The sequence below is a fragment of the Bacillus sp. FJAT-27231 genome (assembly GCF_001183975.1).
GTDB classification, from domain to species: Bacteria; Bacillota; Bacilli; order Bacillales; family Domibacillaceae; genus Pseudobacillus; species Pseudobacillus wudalianchiensis.
In genome coordinates this window covers 3959536-3978392 of sequence record NZ_LFZU01000001.1, presented here as the reverse complement: position 1 = coordinate 3978392, position 18857 = coordinate 3959536, and the positions used below count along the sequence as shown (strand labels likewise).

Below are 18857 nucleotides of genomic sequence, written 5' to 3'. Positions count from 1 at the left end.
TAACAGGAGCATCGAATTCGGTGCTCCTGTTGTATGTGGAATTATTTTTTTAATTTTAAAAGCTGATTCACTGTAACAAACTTGTATCCCTCATTCGATAATGACTGTAGGATTCCTTCAATCGCCTTTAATTCCTCGCCAGAATGATCATACATTGGATGGATCAAGATGATGGAACCCGGTTTTACATTGTCTTTTACATAACTTACTTTGTCAGCAGCAGATGTGTAGTAAGTATCTGGTTCAAGACTCCAAGTGATCGTATCTTTATTATGTTTATACAAATAAAAAGGCAGCCCCACGAGTTTTTTTCCGTTCGGAGGCCGAACGGAAATGTTATCTTTATATCCAGCTTTTCGAATGAGTTGGTCGGTTTTTTCGATTTCATTCTTAATGAAAGAAGGCGACTTAAATACCATTCGCTTATGAGAATACGTATGATTTCCAATTTGATGCCCCGCGTTTACAATTTGCTTTGCCTCTTTCTGATTCTTTTCAATTTCATTCCCGATTAGAAAAAACGTTGCTTTCGCATTATACTGCTCCAACAAGGGCAGAATGGTATCCACATTTTTTGTCGGCCCATCATCAAAGGTTAAGGCGACTGCCTTTTGGTTCGTCTCCACTTGGTTTGTCAACCTGCCGAACAATTGAAAGGTTCTAGAGTTCATTAATTTATAGGTTCCAAACAATAGAAGAAAAATTAATAGAATGCCTATCCCAATAAAGGTTAGTTTCTTTATCATACATACAGCCTTTCTTTCAACGTATTTTAATATCGTTTTTTATCGTAACAAAAATTTGCCGCTCCCCAAAGGAAATTCTTTATAAAATATGGCTCCCTTTGTTTTTAAAGGAGATAAAAATAGACCATTTCACATTAGTGAAATGATCTATGACTTTTGGGTTAGACAGGTCTGGTCGATACGTCCAGAGACCTTTTTCTAATATTCATCGATGTTCGGCTGGTTTTTCTGGACACGATTGATATTAATAACTTTTGGAGCGGCGGGATTAATATTGTCAATTTTAGAAATGATACACCAACGGCCCGGTTCATTAGAAGTTAACGGTACATCAATTTCATCGCCGGTATTTGTTTTGACAATCACCTTGCCATCATATTTAGCAAAATTGTCGCCTTTTCTAAATGGCAAAAAGCGAAAAATATTTGTTGCAATAATAACAGACTCTACATCCTTCAATGTTTTGATGACGAGGTTTTCTTCATTGTTTCCAGATGTGTTGCCGACACCAGCATCTTTATCTAGAGCGATGAAGGGGGACTTGTCTATTTTTCCTTTGTTCCCGAAAAAGATGTGGCCATTTTGCCCATCCTTTGTTTTGTAAAAGGCATGCATATCAAGGTCGACACCTTTTGTCCATTGCAATTTCACCGCTATATGATTAATTTTATCGGCCTTCTTTAAAGAGATAAAGTCACCAGGCTTTTCAAGCGTGATTTTTGACAATTGGATCGTCGGTGCGTTCCCATTCACGGTCGGTTTGTTGTCTTGAATAGTAGCCGCTGTTTCATTTTTTGTTTGTTCTGGAGCAGGAGCAACTGCTTGATTTTCTTCTTCTACCTCCAATCCAAAATGCTCACATAGCTGAGCGAGCCCTCCAGCAAAACCTCCCGTATTAGCGGAGATTTTCCAATCGGTCTCTTTGCGATAGATCTCTGCGACGACGAGAGAGTTTTCGACTGTAAAGGGACCAAGTTCGTAATGAAGCAGCTCTGTGTTATTTGTTCTGTTTAGTATTTTCATAGAAGCATTGTTCATTTGGGCAAAGGTTTGTCCTTTTTGATCTCCTTCAAAAATAGTTAAAGTAAGTACTAACTTTTGTACAGTTGCATCAATGGCACTTAGCTTAATGGAAAATGCTTCTGTCTTCTTAGAAGACTGACTGCTTACAGAGTGGCGGACTGATTGATCTGAAGAACTGCTATTACCGTAAAAGATCATATAAGGGTCACCAGGGCATTTCCCTGAGTGATCAATCATAAAAATAGAGGCATCAATATCGAGCGCTGATGCCGCTTCCCAACTGATTTGAACAATGATCTCATCCAAGCCGGGCTGGTTTTTGGTTATATCGGCACGTGCCCCTTTTACAAGATTCATTTTTTCCATCCTCCTTTTTGCTTTCTTTGAGCATACCAAATAGAACGCTATCAAGTCACTTTCCATAACGGAGCTTGCTTATCATAGCTGAAAAATAGAAATGAACTATTAAATTTTCAGAAAAAATCATGCATAATAAAAAAGTATGGAAAATGGAAAAAGGGGCTGACTTTGTGAAACATATTTATACAGGCAAAACAAAAGATGTATACGAATTAGAAAACGGCCATTATTTATTAAAATTTAAAGATGATGTAACAGGGGAAAATGGTGTGTTTGATCCGGGAGCGAACACGGTCGGACTTACCGTGGAAGGAGCTGGCCGGGCTGGTCTGCGCTTAACGAAGCACTTTTTTGAAATTTTAAAAGAAAAAGATATTCCCACGCATTACATTGATGCTGACATTGAGGAAGCAACGATGACGGTCCAGCCGGCTACAGTGTTTGGAAAAGGGTTAGAAGTGATTTGCCGCTACCGGGCTGTTGGAAGCTTCCTGCGCCGCTATGGTCTGTATGCAGAGGAAAGCCAGCCGCTTGATGCGTTTGTAGAAGTTACATTAAAGGATGATGATCGTCAAGATCCGCCGATTTCAGAGGATGCGCTTGCGATGCTCGGTATTCTATCTCATGAGGAATACAAAGAATTGAAAGAGCTGACAAAAGAGATTGCTTCTACTGTAAAAGAAGAGCTTGCTAAGAAAGAGATTGATTTGTATGATATTAAATTTGAATTTGGCCGCGCGAAAAATGGGCAAGTCTTATTAATTGATGAGATTTCTGGCGGTAATATGAGAGCGTACAAACAAGGAGAATACATAGAGCCGCTCGAGCTGGAAAAAATGATGCTCGAAATGTGAGGAAATAGCCCTAAGGTCGTTGGATATCGGCATTAGGGCTGTTTTTATAAGTATAATTACCTGCTTTTTATTGTTTTTTTTGTCTTTGTTACGAGTAACTGGAAAAGAATTTTAAGCTGTCCTTTTTTCAATAAATCATAAGTATCAATTGAGTGAATATTAGCGAAATTGCTTATCTTTTGTAGTATGATAGTACGTATAGTAAAATGGAAAAAGAAAGCCAGTTCAAACAGGAGAATGATCTCCTGCTGACTTGAGGGAGTGATTAATTTGGCGATTGTCCTTCAGAAAGGGCAAAGAATTGATTTAACAAAAGGAAATCCAGGGCTTGAGAAAATCATGGTCGGTCTTGGCTGGGATCCGATACAGAGAAAATCTGGCGGGTTACTTGGCATGTTCGGCGGAGGCGGTAATGCGAACTTTGATATTGACGCTTCGGTCATCATGCTGCAGGATGACAAGTTTGTAAGCAATGAAAATCTCATTTACTTTGGCAACCTGCAAAGCAGCTGTGGCAGCATTGTACATACAGGAGATAACTTAACAGGCGAAGGAGAAGGAGATGATGAGCAAATTCTCATTAACTTAAAGAGCGTGCCTTCTCATATTAATAAGCTTGTGTTTGTAGTTAATATTTACGATTGTGTCGCCCGCAAGCAAGACTTTGGTATGGTAGAAAATGCCTTTATTCGCGTGGTGAATTCATCAAGTAGAGAAGAGCTGCTTAAGTTCAATTTGTCTGAAGACTATTCAGGTTCTACGAGTTTAACAGTGGCGGAGATTTATCGCCACGGATCTGATTGGAAATTTGCAGCTGTTGGAACAGGTACACGCGATACAGGGCTTCGTGAACTGGTTCGCCGCTACACTTAATAAAAAAATAGAAAAGAGGGTTTTGACATGGCAATTTCATTAAGCAAAGGACAAAAGGTAGATTTAACAAAAGGAAATCCGGGATTAAAAAATATTACAGTGGGCCTTGGCTGGGACACAAATAAATACGATGGCGGTCACTCTTTTGACTTAGATTCATCTGTATTCCTCTTAAACGGTGCCGGCAAGTGTGAAAGTGAAAAGGATTTTATTTTCTACAACAATTTAGAAGGCGGCAACGGTTCGGTTGTTCATACAGGAGATAACTTAACGGGTGAAGGGGACGGCGATGATGAACAAGTAAAAATCACCCTTGCCGATGTTCCAGCTTCTATTGAAAAAATTGCTTTCACGATCACAATTCATGAAGCAGAACAACGTAACCAAAATTTTGGACAAGTATCCAACAGCTATGTTCGTATCGTCAACACAGAAAATAACGAAGAGTTGATTCGTTATGACTTAGGTGAGGACTTCTCCATTGAAACAGCAGTAGTTGTTGGCGAGCTTTACAGACACAACGGCGAATGGAAGTTCAATGCGATTGGCAGCGGCTACCAAGGCGGACTAGCTTCACTCGTTAAAGATTACGGTTTGCAAGCTTAAACGAGCTTCACTTTATTCTAAATGGGGAGTGATTGGACAATGGGCATTACATTAGCAAAGGGACAAAAGATTGATTTAACCAAAACCAATCCTGGCCTTGTAAAAGCAGTAATCGGTCTTGGTTGGGATACGAATAAATACTCCGGCGGCGGGGAATTTGATCTTGATGCGTCTGCTTTCCTTGTCGATGCAAGCAATCGCTGTCAAAATGATCATGACTTTATCTTTTATAACAACCTTCAACATCCGAGCGGGGCTGTTGTTCATACAGGTGATAACCGAACAGGAGAAGGTGATGGGGATGACGAGCAGCTAATCGTCGATTTCTCAAAGATTCCTAGTTATGTAGAGAGAATTGGCATTACGGTCACGATTCATGATGCAGACTTACGCAACCAGAACTTTGGACAAGTGTCGAATGCGTTTGTTCGTTTGGCTGACGAATCAACAGGGCAGGAGCTTCTTCGTTTTGACTTAGGGGAAGACTTCTCTATTGAAACAGCCGTTGTATTTTGTGAATTATATAAGCACGGAAATGACTGGAAATTCAGCGCGGTAGGCAGTGGTTTCTCTGGAGGCCTCGCTGCCCTTTGCCGGAATTACGGTTTAGAAGTTTAACTTTCAAAGCCAATAGAGGGCAGGGCAGCCTTTTATTGGTTTTTTTCAACAGGAGGAACTAATGGATATTATTCATGGTATTTTTAGTACGTATGCGGCTTTTTTTGATTGGCATATGTGGGCAAAAGTGTTAACCGACCCTGTAAGCTGGGGCTTAATCGGTACTCTTGTGATTCTTGAAGGATTGCTTTCAGCAGATAACGCCCTTGTGTTAGCTGTAATGGTGAAGCACTTGCCGCCGAAGCAGCGGAAAAAAGCGCTGTTTTACGGTTTGATAGGAGCTTATGCGTTCCGGTTTATTGCGATTGGTATTGGTGTGTTTTTAATTAAATTATGGTGGGTCAAAATTTTGGGTGCGGCGTACCTTGCTTGGTTATCGATTAAATATTTTATCGATAAATCAAAAGGCGGCGGCGATGACGATGAAGCAGAAGGCGGTTTGAAAACAGAAGGAATTCTAATTCGTATATTCGGAACCTTCTGGGGAACAGTAGTGGCTGTTGAAATTATGGACATTGCTTTTTCTGTAGACAGTGTTCTTGCGGCTTTTGGTGTCAGTGAAGAAATTTGGGTGCTCTTGCTTGGGGGAATGCTTGGGGTTCTCATGATGCGTGGAATCGCTGGAGTATTCTTAAAGCTCATTGAAAGAATTCCAGAATTAGAAACAACAGCTTACATTTTAATTGCGATTATCGCTTTAAAAATGGCGTTAAGCGTGGTAGGCATTGAAGTTTCCCATTATGCGTTCTTTGTTGTTTTAATCATTACTTTCCTTGCAACATTTCTTGTTCACCGTGTCAATCAGCGTAAGCTGGCTGAGCAGGAAGCGGCTGCCGGCAAGAAAGAGGACTAAAAGAAGGAGTTTGTCTTCTTCTTTTAGGCTGTTTTATAAAGCAATTAGCCTAGAGAGTGTATAATTGAGACTTTGTCTACAATTTGGAAGAAGGAGCTTGCCTCCTTCTTTATTTATAAGGAGGTGTAAGCTTGAAATACTTTAATCATCTGCCGGAACTGCATTTAGAAGGTTTTTTCCACCAGAAGCCAAAGGTGATCAATAAGTATACCGATAGAAGCAAGCTTGCTTATAGTCTTGGTCCGCTCTTATACATGCCGGCAACACGGCCGGATATTGCCCAATTGATTATGACGAACAAATATAAAGAGCTTGTCGCTCTTGTCATTTGTTTGGAGGACGCAGTTGGGGATCTGGAGGTTAAGCAGGCGGAGGAATTGTTGATTTCTCACATGGCAAAAGTAACGAAAGCTGTAATGGCAGGCCAACTGATCAATGAAACCACTCCACTTATTTTTATCCGGGTTAGAAGCGCCCAGCAGATGTCAGAAATAGCCGTCAGGCTCGGCTCCTCTTTAGAGCAAGTGGCCGGCTTTGTCTTCCCTAAGTTTTCTTCAGTCAACGGAGAAGGTTTTCTTTCAGAGCTGCAAAAAATCAATGTACAATCAGATACACTTCTTTACGGTATGCCTATATTGGAGTCACCTGAGGTGCTTTACAAAGAAAAGAGAATGGCCGAGTTATTGCGTATAAAAGAAATAGTTGACCGATATGAAGAATTGATTCTTAATATTCGGATTGGCGCTACGGATTTGTGCGGACTATATGGCTTGCGAAGAAACAGCCAAACAACGGTGTATGAAATCTCCATTGTGAACGAGTTAATTACGGATGTTGTCAATTTATTTAGCAGAGAACCGGGCGGATATGTTGTCTCTGGACCGGTATGGGAGCATTTTTCAAGCAATCAGCGAATTTTAAAGCCGCAGCTACGTGAAACGCCTTTTGAAAAACAATTCGGCTTAGAAGGATTGCGATTAAGAAAAGAACTGATCAGCAAAAACTTTGATGGGTTAATCCAAGAAACTTTGCTTGATAAAGCCAATGGATTAGTTGGAAAAACGATTATCCATCCATCGCATCTTTTGCCAGTGCAAGCTATGCATGTCGTTTCGAAGGAAGAATATGTAGACGCCTTGAGTATCGTTCAGCAGGCAAATGGCCAAAAAGGTGTGTTTAAAAGTGAGTTTCAAAACAAAATGAATGAAATTAAGCCCCATTTAAAATGGGCAGAGAAAACTTTAATGAAATCAGACATTTACGGGGTGTTCCATGAAAACAGCACATTCATCGATTTACTATCCGAACCGGTATTCTCATAAAATCGGCGGATCTTTGGAAGTAAACGTACAAATAGACTCTAATCCATATGGGCTTCCCGCAGAAGTGTTATACGAGATGGCTGCGCGGATCAACAAGAAGCGGTCTTTTCTGTTCGTGAGTAAAGTGCTAGGAAAGCACATCCCGCTTCATCCTTACATTCCATCTATTGCTTCTGCTTTGCTTGCTTCTCTTTATTATGAGAGAGAAACAGGCCATCCATCGCCTAACAGGGAACTCCTGATTGAAGCTTTGAAGAGCGGATCGGCAGAGCAGCTCGAAGCAGCCTATTCTCTTATAAAAGGCTTACAATACTCTCCAGAAGAGCCTCTTGTATTCATCGGCTTTGCCGAAACAGCAACTGCACTTGGTCACGGGGTATTTGACTGTTTTAGCGAATCAACTTATATCCACTCCACACGAGAAATGCTTCTCGATAAAGATGTCACTCTTTATTTTGAGGAGGAGCATTCTCATGCGACAGATCAACGCTGCTATGCACCGGAAGAAAGCTTGCATCATGAAAAGACGATTTGTCTCGTCGATGATGAAATTACGACTGGAAAAACGGCTTTGAACATTATTGCTTCTATTCAAAAGAAATATCCAAGGAAAGAATACGTCGTTCTTTCGCTGCTGGATTGGCGAACAAAAGAAGATGAGCAACGATTGCGGGATTTTGAGAACGAGTGGAACGTCCGAATTAAAACATATTCTTTAATGTCAGGGACCATCCGTGTCCAGGGATCACCAGATTTAGAAGAAGCAACAGACATAAACACACAGCCGGATCTTCAAGAGCCCAATTATGAAGTTATTCGCCTTCATGATTTTTGCCCTCCTGTTCCGTCGATTGCTTATTCATCCGTCGATTCATTAGGAGTGAAAAATGAAACACCTTATTTAGCGATCACGGGAAGGTTTGGTCTTTCCTCGGAAAAGAAAGAAGCAGTAGAACAGTACTGCCATGAAATCGGGCGCTATCTGAAGGCTTACAGAAAAGGCAAAAAAACGCTTTGTCTCGGCACGGGAGAATTTATGTACATTCCAATGAAAGTGGCGGCTTATATGGGAGAAGGGGTTCTGTATCACTCGACGACGAGAAGCCCCATTTTTCCTTTGAACCAAAGTAATTATCCAGTGAAGAATCGACTTATCTTTGATAGTCCCGATGACCCGGCTATTGTCAACTATGCCTATAACGTGTTAGATGGGGCTTACGATGAAGTGTTCATCTTTTTCGAAAGAACAGTAGAGGAAAAAAGACGCCTTTCGCTTTTACGACAGTTTAACAGCCTGCCTCAAGTTCACATCGTAGATTTTATCGGAGAGGAGTGTTGAGATGATAAAGAATGACGTGCAAACAGTTGAGGGCAGCTATTCTGCGGAAGATGTTATCTTTTTGCTGAAAGACTTGTCTTCCGTTCATCTTGAAAAAAACACAGATGAAAGAGAACGAGCCATTCAGCAAGGCATTCATTACTCTGAAATGCTGCCGGTAGAATATCAGCCGACAAAAGAATATTTACAGCTATTTTATGAATCGCTTGATACATACAAACAAAAAGTGGCAACAGCTGTCGGCGTCGTGTCTGAATTAATCATGGAAGAAAAGGGCCGAGACATCGTGCTCGTTTCTCTCGCTAGGGCTGGCACACCGATTGGTATTTTAATCAAACGATATATAAAAGAAGTTTATGGCGACACGCTTCCTCATTATAGTGTCTCCATTATTCGAGGCCGCGGGATTGATGAAAATGCTATTCTTTATTTAACGAAACAGCATCCCGGCAAACGGCTTGTGTTTATCGATGGCTGGACTGGAAAGGGAGCTATTTCAAAAGAGTTGACACGCTCTGCCCATTTGTTTAAAGAAAAACATGGCATTGAGTTAGATGATGAGCTTGCTGTGTTAGCCGATCCAGGACACTGCTCTTCCTTATTTGGTACAAGAGAGGACTTTCTCATTCCAAGCGCTTGTCTCAATTCTACTGTATCAGGACTTGTCAGCCGTACTGTTTTAAATGACCATTGGATACAAGATGCTGATTTCCATGGAGCAAAAGTATACAAAGAGTTAGCAGATCAGGATCTATCGAATGATTACATCGACGTAATTACTAATGAATTTGCAGAAGCTGCGCCTCTTATTAAGCAAGCGAAGGCAGACGTGAAAAAGGCAGATCGAACACCGACATGGCAAGGGCTGCATTCGATTGAAACGATTCAAAAAGAGTTTAGTATTGAGGATACGAACCTGATCAAGCCGGGAGCAGGAGAAACGACGAGAGTGCTCCTGCGCCGGATTCCTTGGAAAATTCTTGTGAAAGATCAAGAGGATGTTCGCTTAAAGCACATTTTCCAATTAGCAAAAGAACGAAATGTTCCGGTGGAGGAATACAAAAAAATGTCTTACACGTGCTGCGGTTTAATTAAGCCCATGGAGAAAAAACAATGATTTTTGCGAGTGATTTAGATCGAACCTTAATTTATTCAAGTAAGTTTTTTGACGTAACAAAGCCAGAGATGCCTGTCCGCAGTGTGGAACGGTACAAGGGCAAAGAGATTTCGTTCATGACTGAAAAGGCCATCAGCCTTTTACGCGAGCTATCCGAACAAATGATGTTTATTCCAGTCACGACAAGAACAGTAGAACAGTATAAGCGGATTTCGATTTTTCAAGAGGAGATTCAGCCGAAGTACGCCATTACATGCAACGGCGGCGTGATTCTTGAAAATGGCCAAGCAGACTCTTGTTGGCAGGAGTATGTCCAGACAAAAATTAAGCAGCACACTATTTCATTAGAAGAGGTAAAAAGAAAAATCACAGAAACAGCGGATGCCGTATGGCTAGAGTCTATCCGGGTAGTGGACCACTTTTTTATTTATTTGATTATTAAACCAGAATTTGCTCCGGCAGAAGTCATGAGTGAGTATGCAGAGTGGGCAGCTGAGCGCGGCTGGGTCTTTTCACTTCAAGGAAGAAAAGTATATTTTATCCCAAGCTTCATTAATAAATGGGACGCTGTTCAATACCTTTCCAAGAAAGAGGGAAAGAACACGGTCTTTACAGCGGGAGACTCTTATCTGGATATTTGTCTCATTGAAAAATCAGGATGTGGCTTGATCCCGCGCCACGGCGAGGCAGCGGCGAAACACGGACACTTAGGACTCACGAAGGCGTCAGGCATTTTAGCAGCGGAAGAAATTATTGAGGCAGTCTTATCAAAAAGGCTCGAAACTGCTTCTAAGTTGTATTAACGTGTTTACTTAAAGGGGGGGTGAAGATGAAAAGAAAACCGATCATCATGCCGGTTGACTATACGAATTGGGCACATGAATTAACGAAACCCATTACAGAGCGGGTGCAATATCAGTATGAAAATGAGGAAATACAATACAGCCGGGTGGCTGCTAGAGTGCTAGGCGCAGGTTTTGACGAAACAGAGTATTTACTTGCACTTTATTCGCTTAGCCAGCAGCCCCATGTAGTTGTCTTATCTGAAACGCTCGATAAGACGATGCCTAATGAACGATTTCAAGCGATCCAAAAGATTTATCACATTATCCAGAATGAACCGAAGCTCTCGATTAATCGCTTTGTCGCCTTTCTAGAAGGAGCCGAGCTGCTGCCGAAGTATAAAAAAGATCCGGAATTTAACCGGCTCGTCCGGTCGGCACTGATTGATGTTTTTTCTCTCTTTCAGGCGAATCATGCAGGAACATTCAGCCATCCAGAGTTTAGACGGGTGTTTCTCGATATGGTGAAGTGGATCTGGAATCATCTGGACCCGTGGATGAAAGAAATATCGATTGAACAAGATGTGCCGCACGTGATCTGGTATGGGGATATGAGCAAAAGCCAAGCTTACTTTTTATACTATTTAATCCTTTTAGGAATGGATGTTGTCATTCTTCATCCCGAAGGAAAGGATGACTTTAAGGAAGTAGATCAAGAGAATAAATGGACAGTACGGACTGAGTATCCTTCTACAATGAAGCTGCAGCCGTTCCCGCAGGAAGAACCTAAGCGCCAAGGAACAGTGGCTTATCGTGCTTCCAAGGAAATCGAACAAGTGTTGAATCATGAGGGCTCAGCTTTTTATAAACCGTGGCAGTTTCGCAATCATTTTCCGATCTCTGTCATTCTGAAAACGACATACGATGAAATTTTTTTACTGGCGAAGGAAAAAGCATTTGTCCGGCCGGGGTTCTCTGTTGATGCAGAAGAAGTAAAAATCCCCAATCTATTTGCCAAAGTTTCAGGAGTGTCTAAAAACAGAAAAGAATATTGGGAGAACATGCATCGGTTGACGAATCGACCGAATGCGGTCACCATTACGAGTTTTCCTTATATGCAGGAAGGGAAAGCGAATAACCAGTTTCACTATCGGCATGCCTTAAATAAAAATAAGGAGCTTGATCCAAAAAAAATGATAGAAAGCAACTGGTGGCAATATGGCCAGTTGCACGATGGTCTTCAATTAGGGATAGCAGCTGCTATTTCCCGTATATGCGCCCATCCGAAAATCAAGCCGCTTGCGGGAGAAACAGAAGAAGATCTCCGTCTTTATTTATTTACACAAGCCATCAGAATTCCGGAAGAAATATTGAATTTGCTGCAGACATTCGATTATTCGCAGGATGTACCAAAAATCATCTTATACAACAACGAAAAAAATGGGGAGCTATCACGAGCTGACGCTGCCTTGCTTTTGCTGCTAAGCGAGTTTGGGCTAGATATTATCTTGTATAATCCACCAGGACACAATGATGTAGAACGATTTATAGATAAACAATATTTTGATCATCATTTGCTGGAAGAGATGGTGTTTGATTTACCATTTCAGAATGGCAAAAAAGATTCATCTATTTTAAGCCGGATTTTTAAGCAAATTTTTTGACAGAAAGGGATGAGAATCATGCAGGAAACAACCAAAAATGAAATTGAAGTGTTGGCGGAAAATGAAAACAAAGCGGAAGAGATGCGTCTGCAGCTTCGCAATGAACCAGAGGTGCAAAATCTAGTTCGCTCCATTGATCCGAGAAATCAAATGGAATTGCTAGAGTTCGGAAAAGAACCGGCTGAAGAGATTTCGGCTTTCTCTGACCGAATTTTAGCTTCTATGCGTTCTTCTAGCGTAACAGACTCTGGAGCACTATTAAAGCAGCTTGGAAAAACGATGGACAAGTTTGACAAAAACGATTTTGAAGAGCCGAAAGGGTTTTTAGGAAAGTTGTTTAATCGCGGCGAGAAAGTGATCGAAAAGATTTTCGGCAAATATCAGACACTCGGCAAGGAAATTGAAAAGATTCATATCGAAATCTCCAAGTATAAAGATGAGATGATTCGTTCGACAAACAACATGGATCAAATGTATGAACAGAACTATCAGTATTACATGGCACTTGAAAAATATGTCGTAGCCGGCCAAATGAAGACAGAAGAACTGAAAAAGATGATTCCCGGTCTCGAGCAGCGGGTCGCAAATGGAGACCAGCTGGCACAAATGGAATTGAGTACGCTAAACAATGCGATCCAGGCGTTAGAGGAACGAGTGTATGACTTGGAGATGGCGAGAATGGTTGCTTTGCAAACAGCTCCGCAAATCCGTCTTCTACAGCGTGGAAATACTAAATTGATTGGAAAAATTAACTCTGCATTTATTACAACGATCCCTATTTTCAAGAATGGCATTATCCAAGCAGTAGCAGCGAAGAGACAAAAGCTTGTAGCTGATTCAATGAGTGAACTAGATAGGCGGACGAATGAAATGCTGTTGCGTAACTCACAAAATATCGCCAATCAAAGTACAGAAATTGCCCGCCTTGCTGGTGGCCCAAGCGTTAAAATTGAGACGATTGAAGAAAGTTGGAACACCATTGTGAAAGGGCTCGATGAAACGAGAGCGATTGAAGAAGAAAACAAGCGGGCTAGAGAAGATGGGATGAAGCGGATCGCTCAGCTGCAAGAGAGCATGAAAAATTACGGGAAATAGGGGGAAACGTAAATGATTGAATTGAAGAAAAAAGGGGAATCCATTAATCTCTCCAAAAAAGGCAGCGGTATAGGAGAAGTTCTTGTTAACTTAAATTGGAATCAAAATCCGAAGACAGCTAAAAGTGGTGGTTTCTTATCCTCCCTATTTGGGGGCGGCCAGAAAAACTTTGATCTCGACCTCGGCTGTTTATATGAATTGAACTCTGGAGAAAAAGGGTGTGTCCAAGCATTGGGCAATGCTTTCGGTTCGTTGAATAACATGCCGTATATTCAGCTTGACCACGACGATCGGACCGGAGCTTCTACCGGGGGAGAAAACTTACGCATCAATGGCACACGCATTGCGGATATAAAGCGAGTCCTCGTATACGCATTTATTTATGAAGGAGCGGCTAACTGGTCTGAAGTGGACGGAGTAGTAAGACTCACTTATGCGCATGGAGAAGAAATTGTCGTCAAGCTAGATGAACATCGCAACGGGCAAATCATGTGTGCGATTGCCATGATTGAGAACATTCAAAATGAAACGTTTAGTGTGAAGAGGTTAGTTGAATATTTCCCGGGACACAAACAAATGGACCGAGCTTACAATTGGGGAATGAACTGGGTAGCAGGATCAAAATAAGAAGGGCCAAGACTGGCCCTTCTTATTTTGATCCTTTAAATATATGCCGGCATCATGAAGAACCACATACGAGCCGTTCCTTCTATAAGAGGGAACGGCTCATCATAGTCGTGATAGTTTCACGGTTGGAGGGAAATCCCAGGTTCAATATGAACGACAGCATATTGAACATCATATTTTTTCAAGAGAATGTCCTCAATCTGCTCTGTAATGAGGTGGCTATCCACAACATTAAGCCGGGGATCCACTGCTACGGTTACATCGACAAGAGTAGCGTTGCCGTGCATTCGGGCCTTTACGCTCCGTACTTGCTGCACGCCGGAAACAAGAGCAACCGTTGCTCGTATTTCCCCGATAAGCTCCTGATCAAATCCATCTGTTAATGCGTGGGTCGCATCTTTAAAAATGTCCCATGCCGTTTTTATAATTAAGAGCCCAACGATAAAGGCAGTTACGGTGTCAAGCCAGCTTAGCCCAAACTGAGTGCCGGTAATACCAATAAAGGCGCCAATGCTGACGAGTGCGTCTGAGCGATTATCCTGAGCCGCTGCCATAATAGACTGGCTTTTAATTTTTTTAGCTAAATGAAGATTATAGCGATAGACTGCATACATGATAACAGCACAGAAAACAGCTGTCCAGGCAGTGAGCATATCAGGCTTCGTATCTTCCTCTAAGAAAAAGGAGCGTCCTGCCTCAAAAAGAACTTGGAAGCCTACACTAATCATAATAAAAGCAGCGATCAGTGAGGCGATGGTCTCCGCGCGAAAATGACCGTATTGATGATCGGCATCAGGCGGCTTGCGGGCAATTTTTAACCCAATTAAAATCGCGATTGAAGCGATGACATCGGTCGTATTATTTAAGCCATCTGCCTGCAAAGCTTTTGAATGGCCGACATATCCAACAGCAAGTTTTAATACAGAAAGGAAGATATAGGCAAATATACTAAGCCAGGCGCCTTTTTCTCCTTGTTTTAAATCGTTGTAAGTATCCATTTTAGGCCTCCACAAACTTACTTTTTCTCTCTTCTTAAGGATACCAGGAAGAATTTGAGTGAGTCTAGAGCAACAGGGTTGCAGCAGGTGAACTTTCCTGCCCCTATTAAATACAATTGAAAAGAGTGAAAAGAAAAGCGGAAAAATACCTTTATTTTTAAATTGAAGCTCCTTTTAAATTATGCTAAGCTATGTGTAATCGGTTACACATGAAAGGGGCTAGATAAATGGCCACGATTAAAGATGTTGCTGCAGAAGCAGGGGTATCTGTTGCTACCGTCTCCCGCGTGTTAAACGGGAAAGGATATGTACATGAAGAAACGCTTATGAGAGTGCGAGAGGCGATTGAAAAGCTAAATTACAGTCCAAATGAAGTCGCTAGATCTCTCTTTAAAAGAGAGTCAAAGCTTGTCGGCTTGCTTCTTCCTGATATCACAAATCCTTTTTTTCCAGAATTAGCAAGAGGGGTAGAAGATGAGCTTCAAAAGCAGGGCTTTCGCCTTTTATTCGGCAATAGCGATGAGGATCCTGAAAAGGAAAAAGCTTATATTGATACATTTTTACAAAATCAGGTAGTAGGCCTGATTTCAGCGACTCAGGCGTTTAGCCTGTTGAACGATGAGCCCCCGGCGATTCCAACTGTTCTGCTTGACCGCACGCATGAGGGAAGTTATACCGTCTATGCTGACGGAATAGAAGGAGGCAGAATTGTGGCCCGCGAGTTGCTTAATCGGGGTAGTCATAATATTACAGTTTTAAAAGGACCAGGGCATATTCAGCCTGTACAGGATCGCTTTTTAGGCGCAGTTGAGGTGCTCGCCAGTTCAAATGTGAATTTTCAAGTTATCCAGATGGCTTCCTTAACTTATGAAGAAGCTGAACAGCGTGCGAAAGAGTTGTTTAGCCAATACCCAGATACAGATGGCATCTTTGCCAGCAATGATATAACGGCAGCTGCTGTTCTGCACGAAGCATTACGGATTGGTAAGTCTATCCCAGACGATGTTCAAATTATTGGATTTGATGATATACCGATGAGCAGGCTTCTGTTTCCTGCCTTGTCAACGATTAGACAGCCGGTTTATGAAATGGGCCAGCAAGCAGCGCAATTGTTATTGAAATTAATTAGAAAAGAACGGGTAATAGAGCAGAATATTCAACTGCCCGTTAGCTTTATAGAGAGAAACACAACGAGGAAGGTGAAGAGGAATGGTTAAAGTAGCAGTGATCGGCAGTTCGTCGATGGATTTAGTCGTCACATCAGCGAAACGGCCGGGAGCGGGAGAAACGGTGCTTGGAGACTCATTCAAGACCGTTCCCGGCGGCAAAGGCGCCAATCAGGCAGTGGCAGCTGCCCGTCTTGGAGCAGAAGTGACGATGATCGGCTGTGTGGGGAAGGACCATTACGGAGAAGCGATTCTTCAAAACTTTCAGGATAATGGCGTTCACATAAAGTATGTGGAACCGGTTACCGAAATGGAGAGCGGCACAGCTCATATTATTTTAGCAGAAGGTGATAACAGCATTGTGGTAGTAAAAGGAGCCAATGATGCTGTTACACCTGCCTACGTAAAGCGGGCAAAGCCGGCTATTGAACAAGCAGATATTGTTTTAATCCAGCAGGAGATCCCAGAAGAGACAGTAGAGTATGCAGTTGATCTCTGCCACGAGCTTGGTCTGCCTCTATTATTAAATCCAGCCCCAGCTCGTCCGATTAGTTCAAATGTTATTGAAAAAGCTGCCTTTATCACACCTAATGAGCATGAAGCGGCCTTATTGTTTGCCGGCATGAGCCAAGGAGAAGCATTAAAGAAATACCCGGAAAAAGTCTTTATTACAGAAGGCAAGCGGGGCGTTCGTTACTTCAATGGGAAACATGAGGTGCTCGTTCCTGCTTATCCAGTCGAAGCAGTTGATACAACAGGAGCAGGGGACACATTTAACGCAGCCTTTGCCGTAGCGCTAGCAGAAGGAAAAACAGTTGAGGAAAGCCTCCGCTTTGCCAACCGCGCTGCTTCGTTATCAGTGATGAAGTTTGGTGCACAAGGCGGCATGCCGCTAAGACAAGAAGTGGAAGAGGCAATGCGATGAAAAAGCACGGCATATTAAATAGTCATATTGCTAAGGTGCTAGCTGATCTCGGACATACAGATTTTATCGTGATCGCTGATGCTGGTCTTCCTGTTCCAGACCATGTTCCAAAAATCGATCTAGCTTTAACAGTAGGTGTTCCAGATTTTCAACAAACAGTGGCAGCTGTAGCTGCTGACATGGTCATTGAGAAAGTCACCATGGCTGAGGAAGTGAACACAGCAAATGAGCCTGTACGTCAGTATATGGAAGAGACGTTTTCAGATACAGCGGTTGAATGGGTGACGCATGAGACGTTCAAAGCATTAACGAAGCAGGCGAAAGCAGTGATCCGAACGGGAGAAGCTTCCCCATACGCTAATTGTCTATTGCATGCGGGAGTATTCTTCTAGAAAGAGGTGAATGTCATGCAAATTGAAATGAAGAATATCCATAAAAGGTTTGGAGCCAATAATGTATTGACAGGTGTGGATTTTGAGCTTCTTCCAGGTGAGGTCCATGCGCTGATGGGAGAAAACGGGGCAGGAAAATCAACACTCATGAATATACTGACCGGCCTTCATCAACATGATGAGGGGATCATTAAAATAAATGGCGAGGAACGATCTTTTTCCAGTCCGAAGCAAGCGGAAGAAGGCGGTATTGCTTTTATCCATCAGGAGTTAAACATTTGGCCTGACATGACCGTTTTGGAAAATCTTTTTATCGGCCGCGAGCGGAGAAATGCTTTCGGATTGTTGAAAACGAAAGAGATGAAAGAGCTGGCGAGAGAGCAGTTCGAAAAGCTATCTGTTTTGATTCCTCTAGAAAAAGAAGCAGGGCTTTGTTCCGTCGGCCAGCAGCAAATGATTGAAATTGCCAAGGCACTTATGACAAACGCAGAAGTCATTATTATGGATGAACCGACAGCGGCGTTAACGGAAAGAGAGATTTCCACACTATTTGAGGTTATTCGTTCACTAAGCAAACAAGGTGTTTCGATCGTTTATATTTCTCATCGAATGGAAGAGATTTTTACCATTTGTGACCGGATTACCGTTATGCGTGACGGAAAAACCGTTGATACGAAGAGGATAAAGGAAACGAATTTTAATGAAGTTGTGAGAAAAATGGTTGGTCGTGAACTTGAAGACCGTTTTCCTGCGCGAAATCCTTCTCCTGGTGAAACCGTATTAGAAGTTAGGGACTTTACGAGAAAAGGAGTATTTGAAAATATCAGTTTCTCGGTCAAAGAGGGGGAAATCGTTGGGATCTCCGGTTTAATGGGGGCTGGCCGAACGGAAGTGATGCGGGCTATTTTTGGACTTGACTCAATTGATTGTGGAGAGCTTTACATACATGATCAAAAAACGGTGATCCACACGCCTGACGAGGCCGTTAGAAAAGGAATCGGCTTCATTACGGAGGATCGGAAGGATGAAGGGCTCATTCTTGATTTTTCGATTCGTGAAAATATTGCGCTGCCGAGCGTCAAAAGCTTCGCCCCTAAAGGATTGATTGACGAGAAAAATGAGCAGCAATTTGTTGATATGCTCATTAAGCGGTTAACGATCAAAACAGAATCAGCTGAAACGAGTGCTAAGAACTTATCAGGCGGTAACCAGCAAAAGGTAGTGCTTGCTAAATGGATTGGCATTGGTCCAAAAGTTCTAATTTTGGATGAGCCGACAAGAGGGGTAGATGTTGGTGCCAAGCGGGAAATTTATTCACTGATGAATGAGCTGACTGACCGGGGCGTGGCTATTATTATGGTGTCTTCGGAATTGCCCGAAGTGTTAGGAATGAGTGACCGCATTCTCGTTTTTCATGAAGGGAAAATCAGCGGAGAATTAACGAAAGAAGAAGCGACGCAGGAGAAAATCATGACGTTCGCTGCAGGAGGGCAATAA

The 18857-nt window shown here is 42.2% G+C and carries 18 protein-coding genes and 1 pseudogene; 16 read left to right on the top strand and 3 right to left on the bottom strand.

Features of this window, described 5'->3' with window-relative positions:
- Window positions 1-41 precede the first annotated feature (41 nt).
- Both AC623_RS19050 and AC623_RS19045 read right to left on the bottom strand, forming a co-directional pair.
- On the bottom strand, window positions 42-746 hold the full coding sequence (locus AC623_RS19050; protein WP_049665577.1) for a polysaccharide deacetylase family protein: 705 nt from the start codon (window positions 744-746) through the stop codon (window positions 42-44).
- A gap of 198 nt (window positions 747-944) precedes the next feature.
- Window positions 945-2126: a TerD family protein gene (locus AC623_RS19045; RefSeq protein WP_049665574.1), complete on the bottom strand. Its 1182-nt coding sequence runs from the start codon at window positions 2124-2126 to the stop codon at window positions 945-947.
- 173 nt (window positions 2127-2299) lie between these two features.
- Between AC623_RS19045 and AC623_RS19040 the strand changes: the two genes are divergently transcribed.
- The 12 genes and pseudogenes from AC623_RS19040 to AC623_RS18985 all read left to right on the top strand — a co-directional run.
- Entirely contained in the window at window positions 2300-2983 is a 684-nt protein-coding gene (locus AC623_RS19040; RefSeq protein WP_049666815.1) for a phosphoribosylaminoimidazolesuccinocarboxamide synthase, read from the top strand.
- Between the two features lie 270 nt (window positions 2984-3253).
- Entirely contained in the window at window positions 3254-3856 is a 603-nt protein-coding gene (locus tag AC623_RS19035) for a TerD family protein (protein ID WP_049665569.1), read from the top strand.
- Between the two features lie 27 nt (window positions 3857-3883).
- Complete coding sequence (locus AC623_RS19030; RefSeq protein WP_049665565.1) at window positions 3884-4462, top strand: TerD family protein; 579 nt, start codon at window positions 3884-3886, stop codon at window positions 4460-4462.
- Window positions 4463-4501: 39 nt separating this feature from the next.
- Window positions 4502-5080, top strand: a complete 579-nt coding sequence (locus tag AC623_RS19025; protein ID WP_049665563.1) for a TerD family protein — start codon at window positions 4502-4504, stop codon at window positions 5078-5080.
- A gap of 61 nt (window positions 5081-5141) precedes the next feature.
- Window positions 5142-5933, top strand: coding sequence for a TerC family protein (locus AC623_RS19020; protein ID WP_049665561.1), 792 nt, complete (start codon window positions 5142-5144; stop codon window positions 5931-5933).
- Window positions 5934-6064: 131 nt separating this feature from the next.
- The gene (locus tag AC623_RS19015; protein WP_049665558.1) at window positions 6065-7255 is read left to right on the top strand and encodes an HpcH/HpaI aldolase/citrate lyase family protein; all 1191 of its coding nucleotides are present in this window, start codon (window positions 6065-6067) and stop codon (window positions 7253-7255) included.
- Window positions 7206-8594 (top strand): phosphoribosyltransferase family protein, encoded by a 1389-nt coding sequence (locus AC623_RS19010; protein WP_049665554.1) that lies wholly within the window; start codon window positions 7206-7208, stop codon window positions 8592-8594. The genes AC623_RS19015 and AC623_RS19010 overlap by 50 nt, the downstream gene beginning before the upstream one ends.
- Before the next feature lies 1 nt (window position 8595).
- A complete protein-coding gene (locus AC623_RS19005; RefSeq protein ID WP_049665551.1) occupies window positions 8596-9711 on the top strand; it encodes a cysteine protease StiP family protein in 1116 nt (371 codons plus the stop codon).
- Window positions 9708-10514 (top strand): HAD family hydrolase, encoded by an 807-nt coding sequence (locus AC623_RS19000; protein ID WP_049665547.1) that lies wholly within the window; start codon window positions 9708-9710, stop codon window positions 10512-10514. Before AC623_RS19005 ends, AC623_RS19000 begins: the two co-directional genes overlap by 4 nt.
- Before the next feature lie 26 nt (window positions 10515-10540).
- Window positions 10541-12157, top strand: coding sequence for a YceG family protein (locus tag AC623_RS18995; protein ID WP_049665545.1), 1617 nt, complete (start codon window positions 10541-10543; stop codon window positions 12155-12157).
- Window positions 12158-12175: 18 nt separating this feature from the next.
- Window positions 12176-13252 carry a toxic anion resistance protein gene (locus tag AC623_RS18990; RefSeq protein ID WP_049665543.1) on the top strand — a complete coding sequence of 359 codons (1077 nt, stop codon included), beginning with the start codon at window positions 12176-12178 and terminating at the stop codon, window positions 13250-13252.
- Between the two features lie 15 nt (window positions 13253-13267).
- Window positions 13268-13879: pseudogene (locus AC623_RS18985) on the top strand (TerD family protein); the annotation flags it as partial.
- Between the two features lie 119 nt (window positions 13880-13998).
- Here AC623_RS18985 and AC623_RS18980 read toward each other — a convergent pair.
- On the bottom strand, window positions 13999-14877 hold the full coding sequence (locus tag AC623_RS18980; protein WP_049665536.1) for a cation diffusion facilitator family transporter: 879 nt from the start codon (window positions 14875-14877) through the stop codon (window positions 13999-14001).
- Between the two features lie 227 nt (window positions 14878-15104).
- Between AC623_RS18980 and AC623_RS18975 the strand changes: the two genes are divergently transcribed.
- From AC623_RS18975 to AC623_RS18960, 4 genes are read left to right on the top strand one after another with little or no spacing between them, the layout of a single operon-like run.
- Window positions 15105-16094, top strand: coding sequence for a LacI family DNA-binding transcriptional regulator (locus tag AC623_RS18975; RefSeq protein ID WP_049665534.1), 990 nt, complete (start codon window positions 15105-15107; stop codon window positions 16092-16094).
- Window positions 16087-16968, top strand: a complete 882-nt coding sequence (rbsK, locus tag AC623_RS18970) for a ribokinase (protein WP_049665532.1) — start codon at window positions 16087-16089, stop codon at window positions 16966-16968. The genes AC623_RS18975 and rbsK overlap by 8 nt, the downstream gene beginning before the upstream one ends.
- Window positions 16965-17360, top strand: coding sequence for a D-ribose pyranase (rbsD, locus tag AC623_RS18965; RefSeq protein ID WP_049665531.1), 396 nt, complete (start codon window positions 16965-16967; stop codon window positions 17358-17360). The genes rbsK and rbsD overlap by 4 nt, the downstream gene beginning before the upstream one ends.
- Before the next feature lie 15 nt (window positions 17361-17375).
- Entirely contained in the window at window positions 17376-18857 is a 1482-nt protein-coding gene (locus AC623_RS18960; RefSeq protein WP_049665529.1) for a sugar ABC transporter ATP-binding protein, read from the top strand.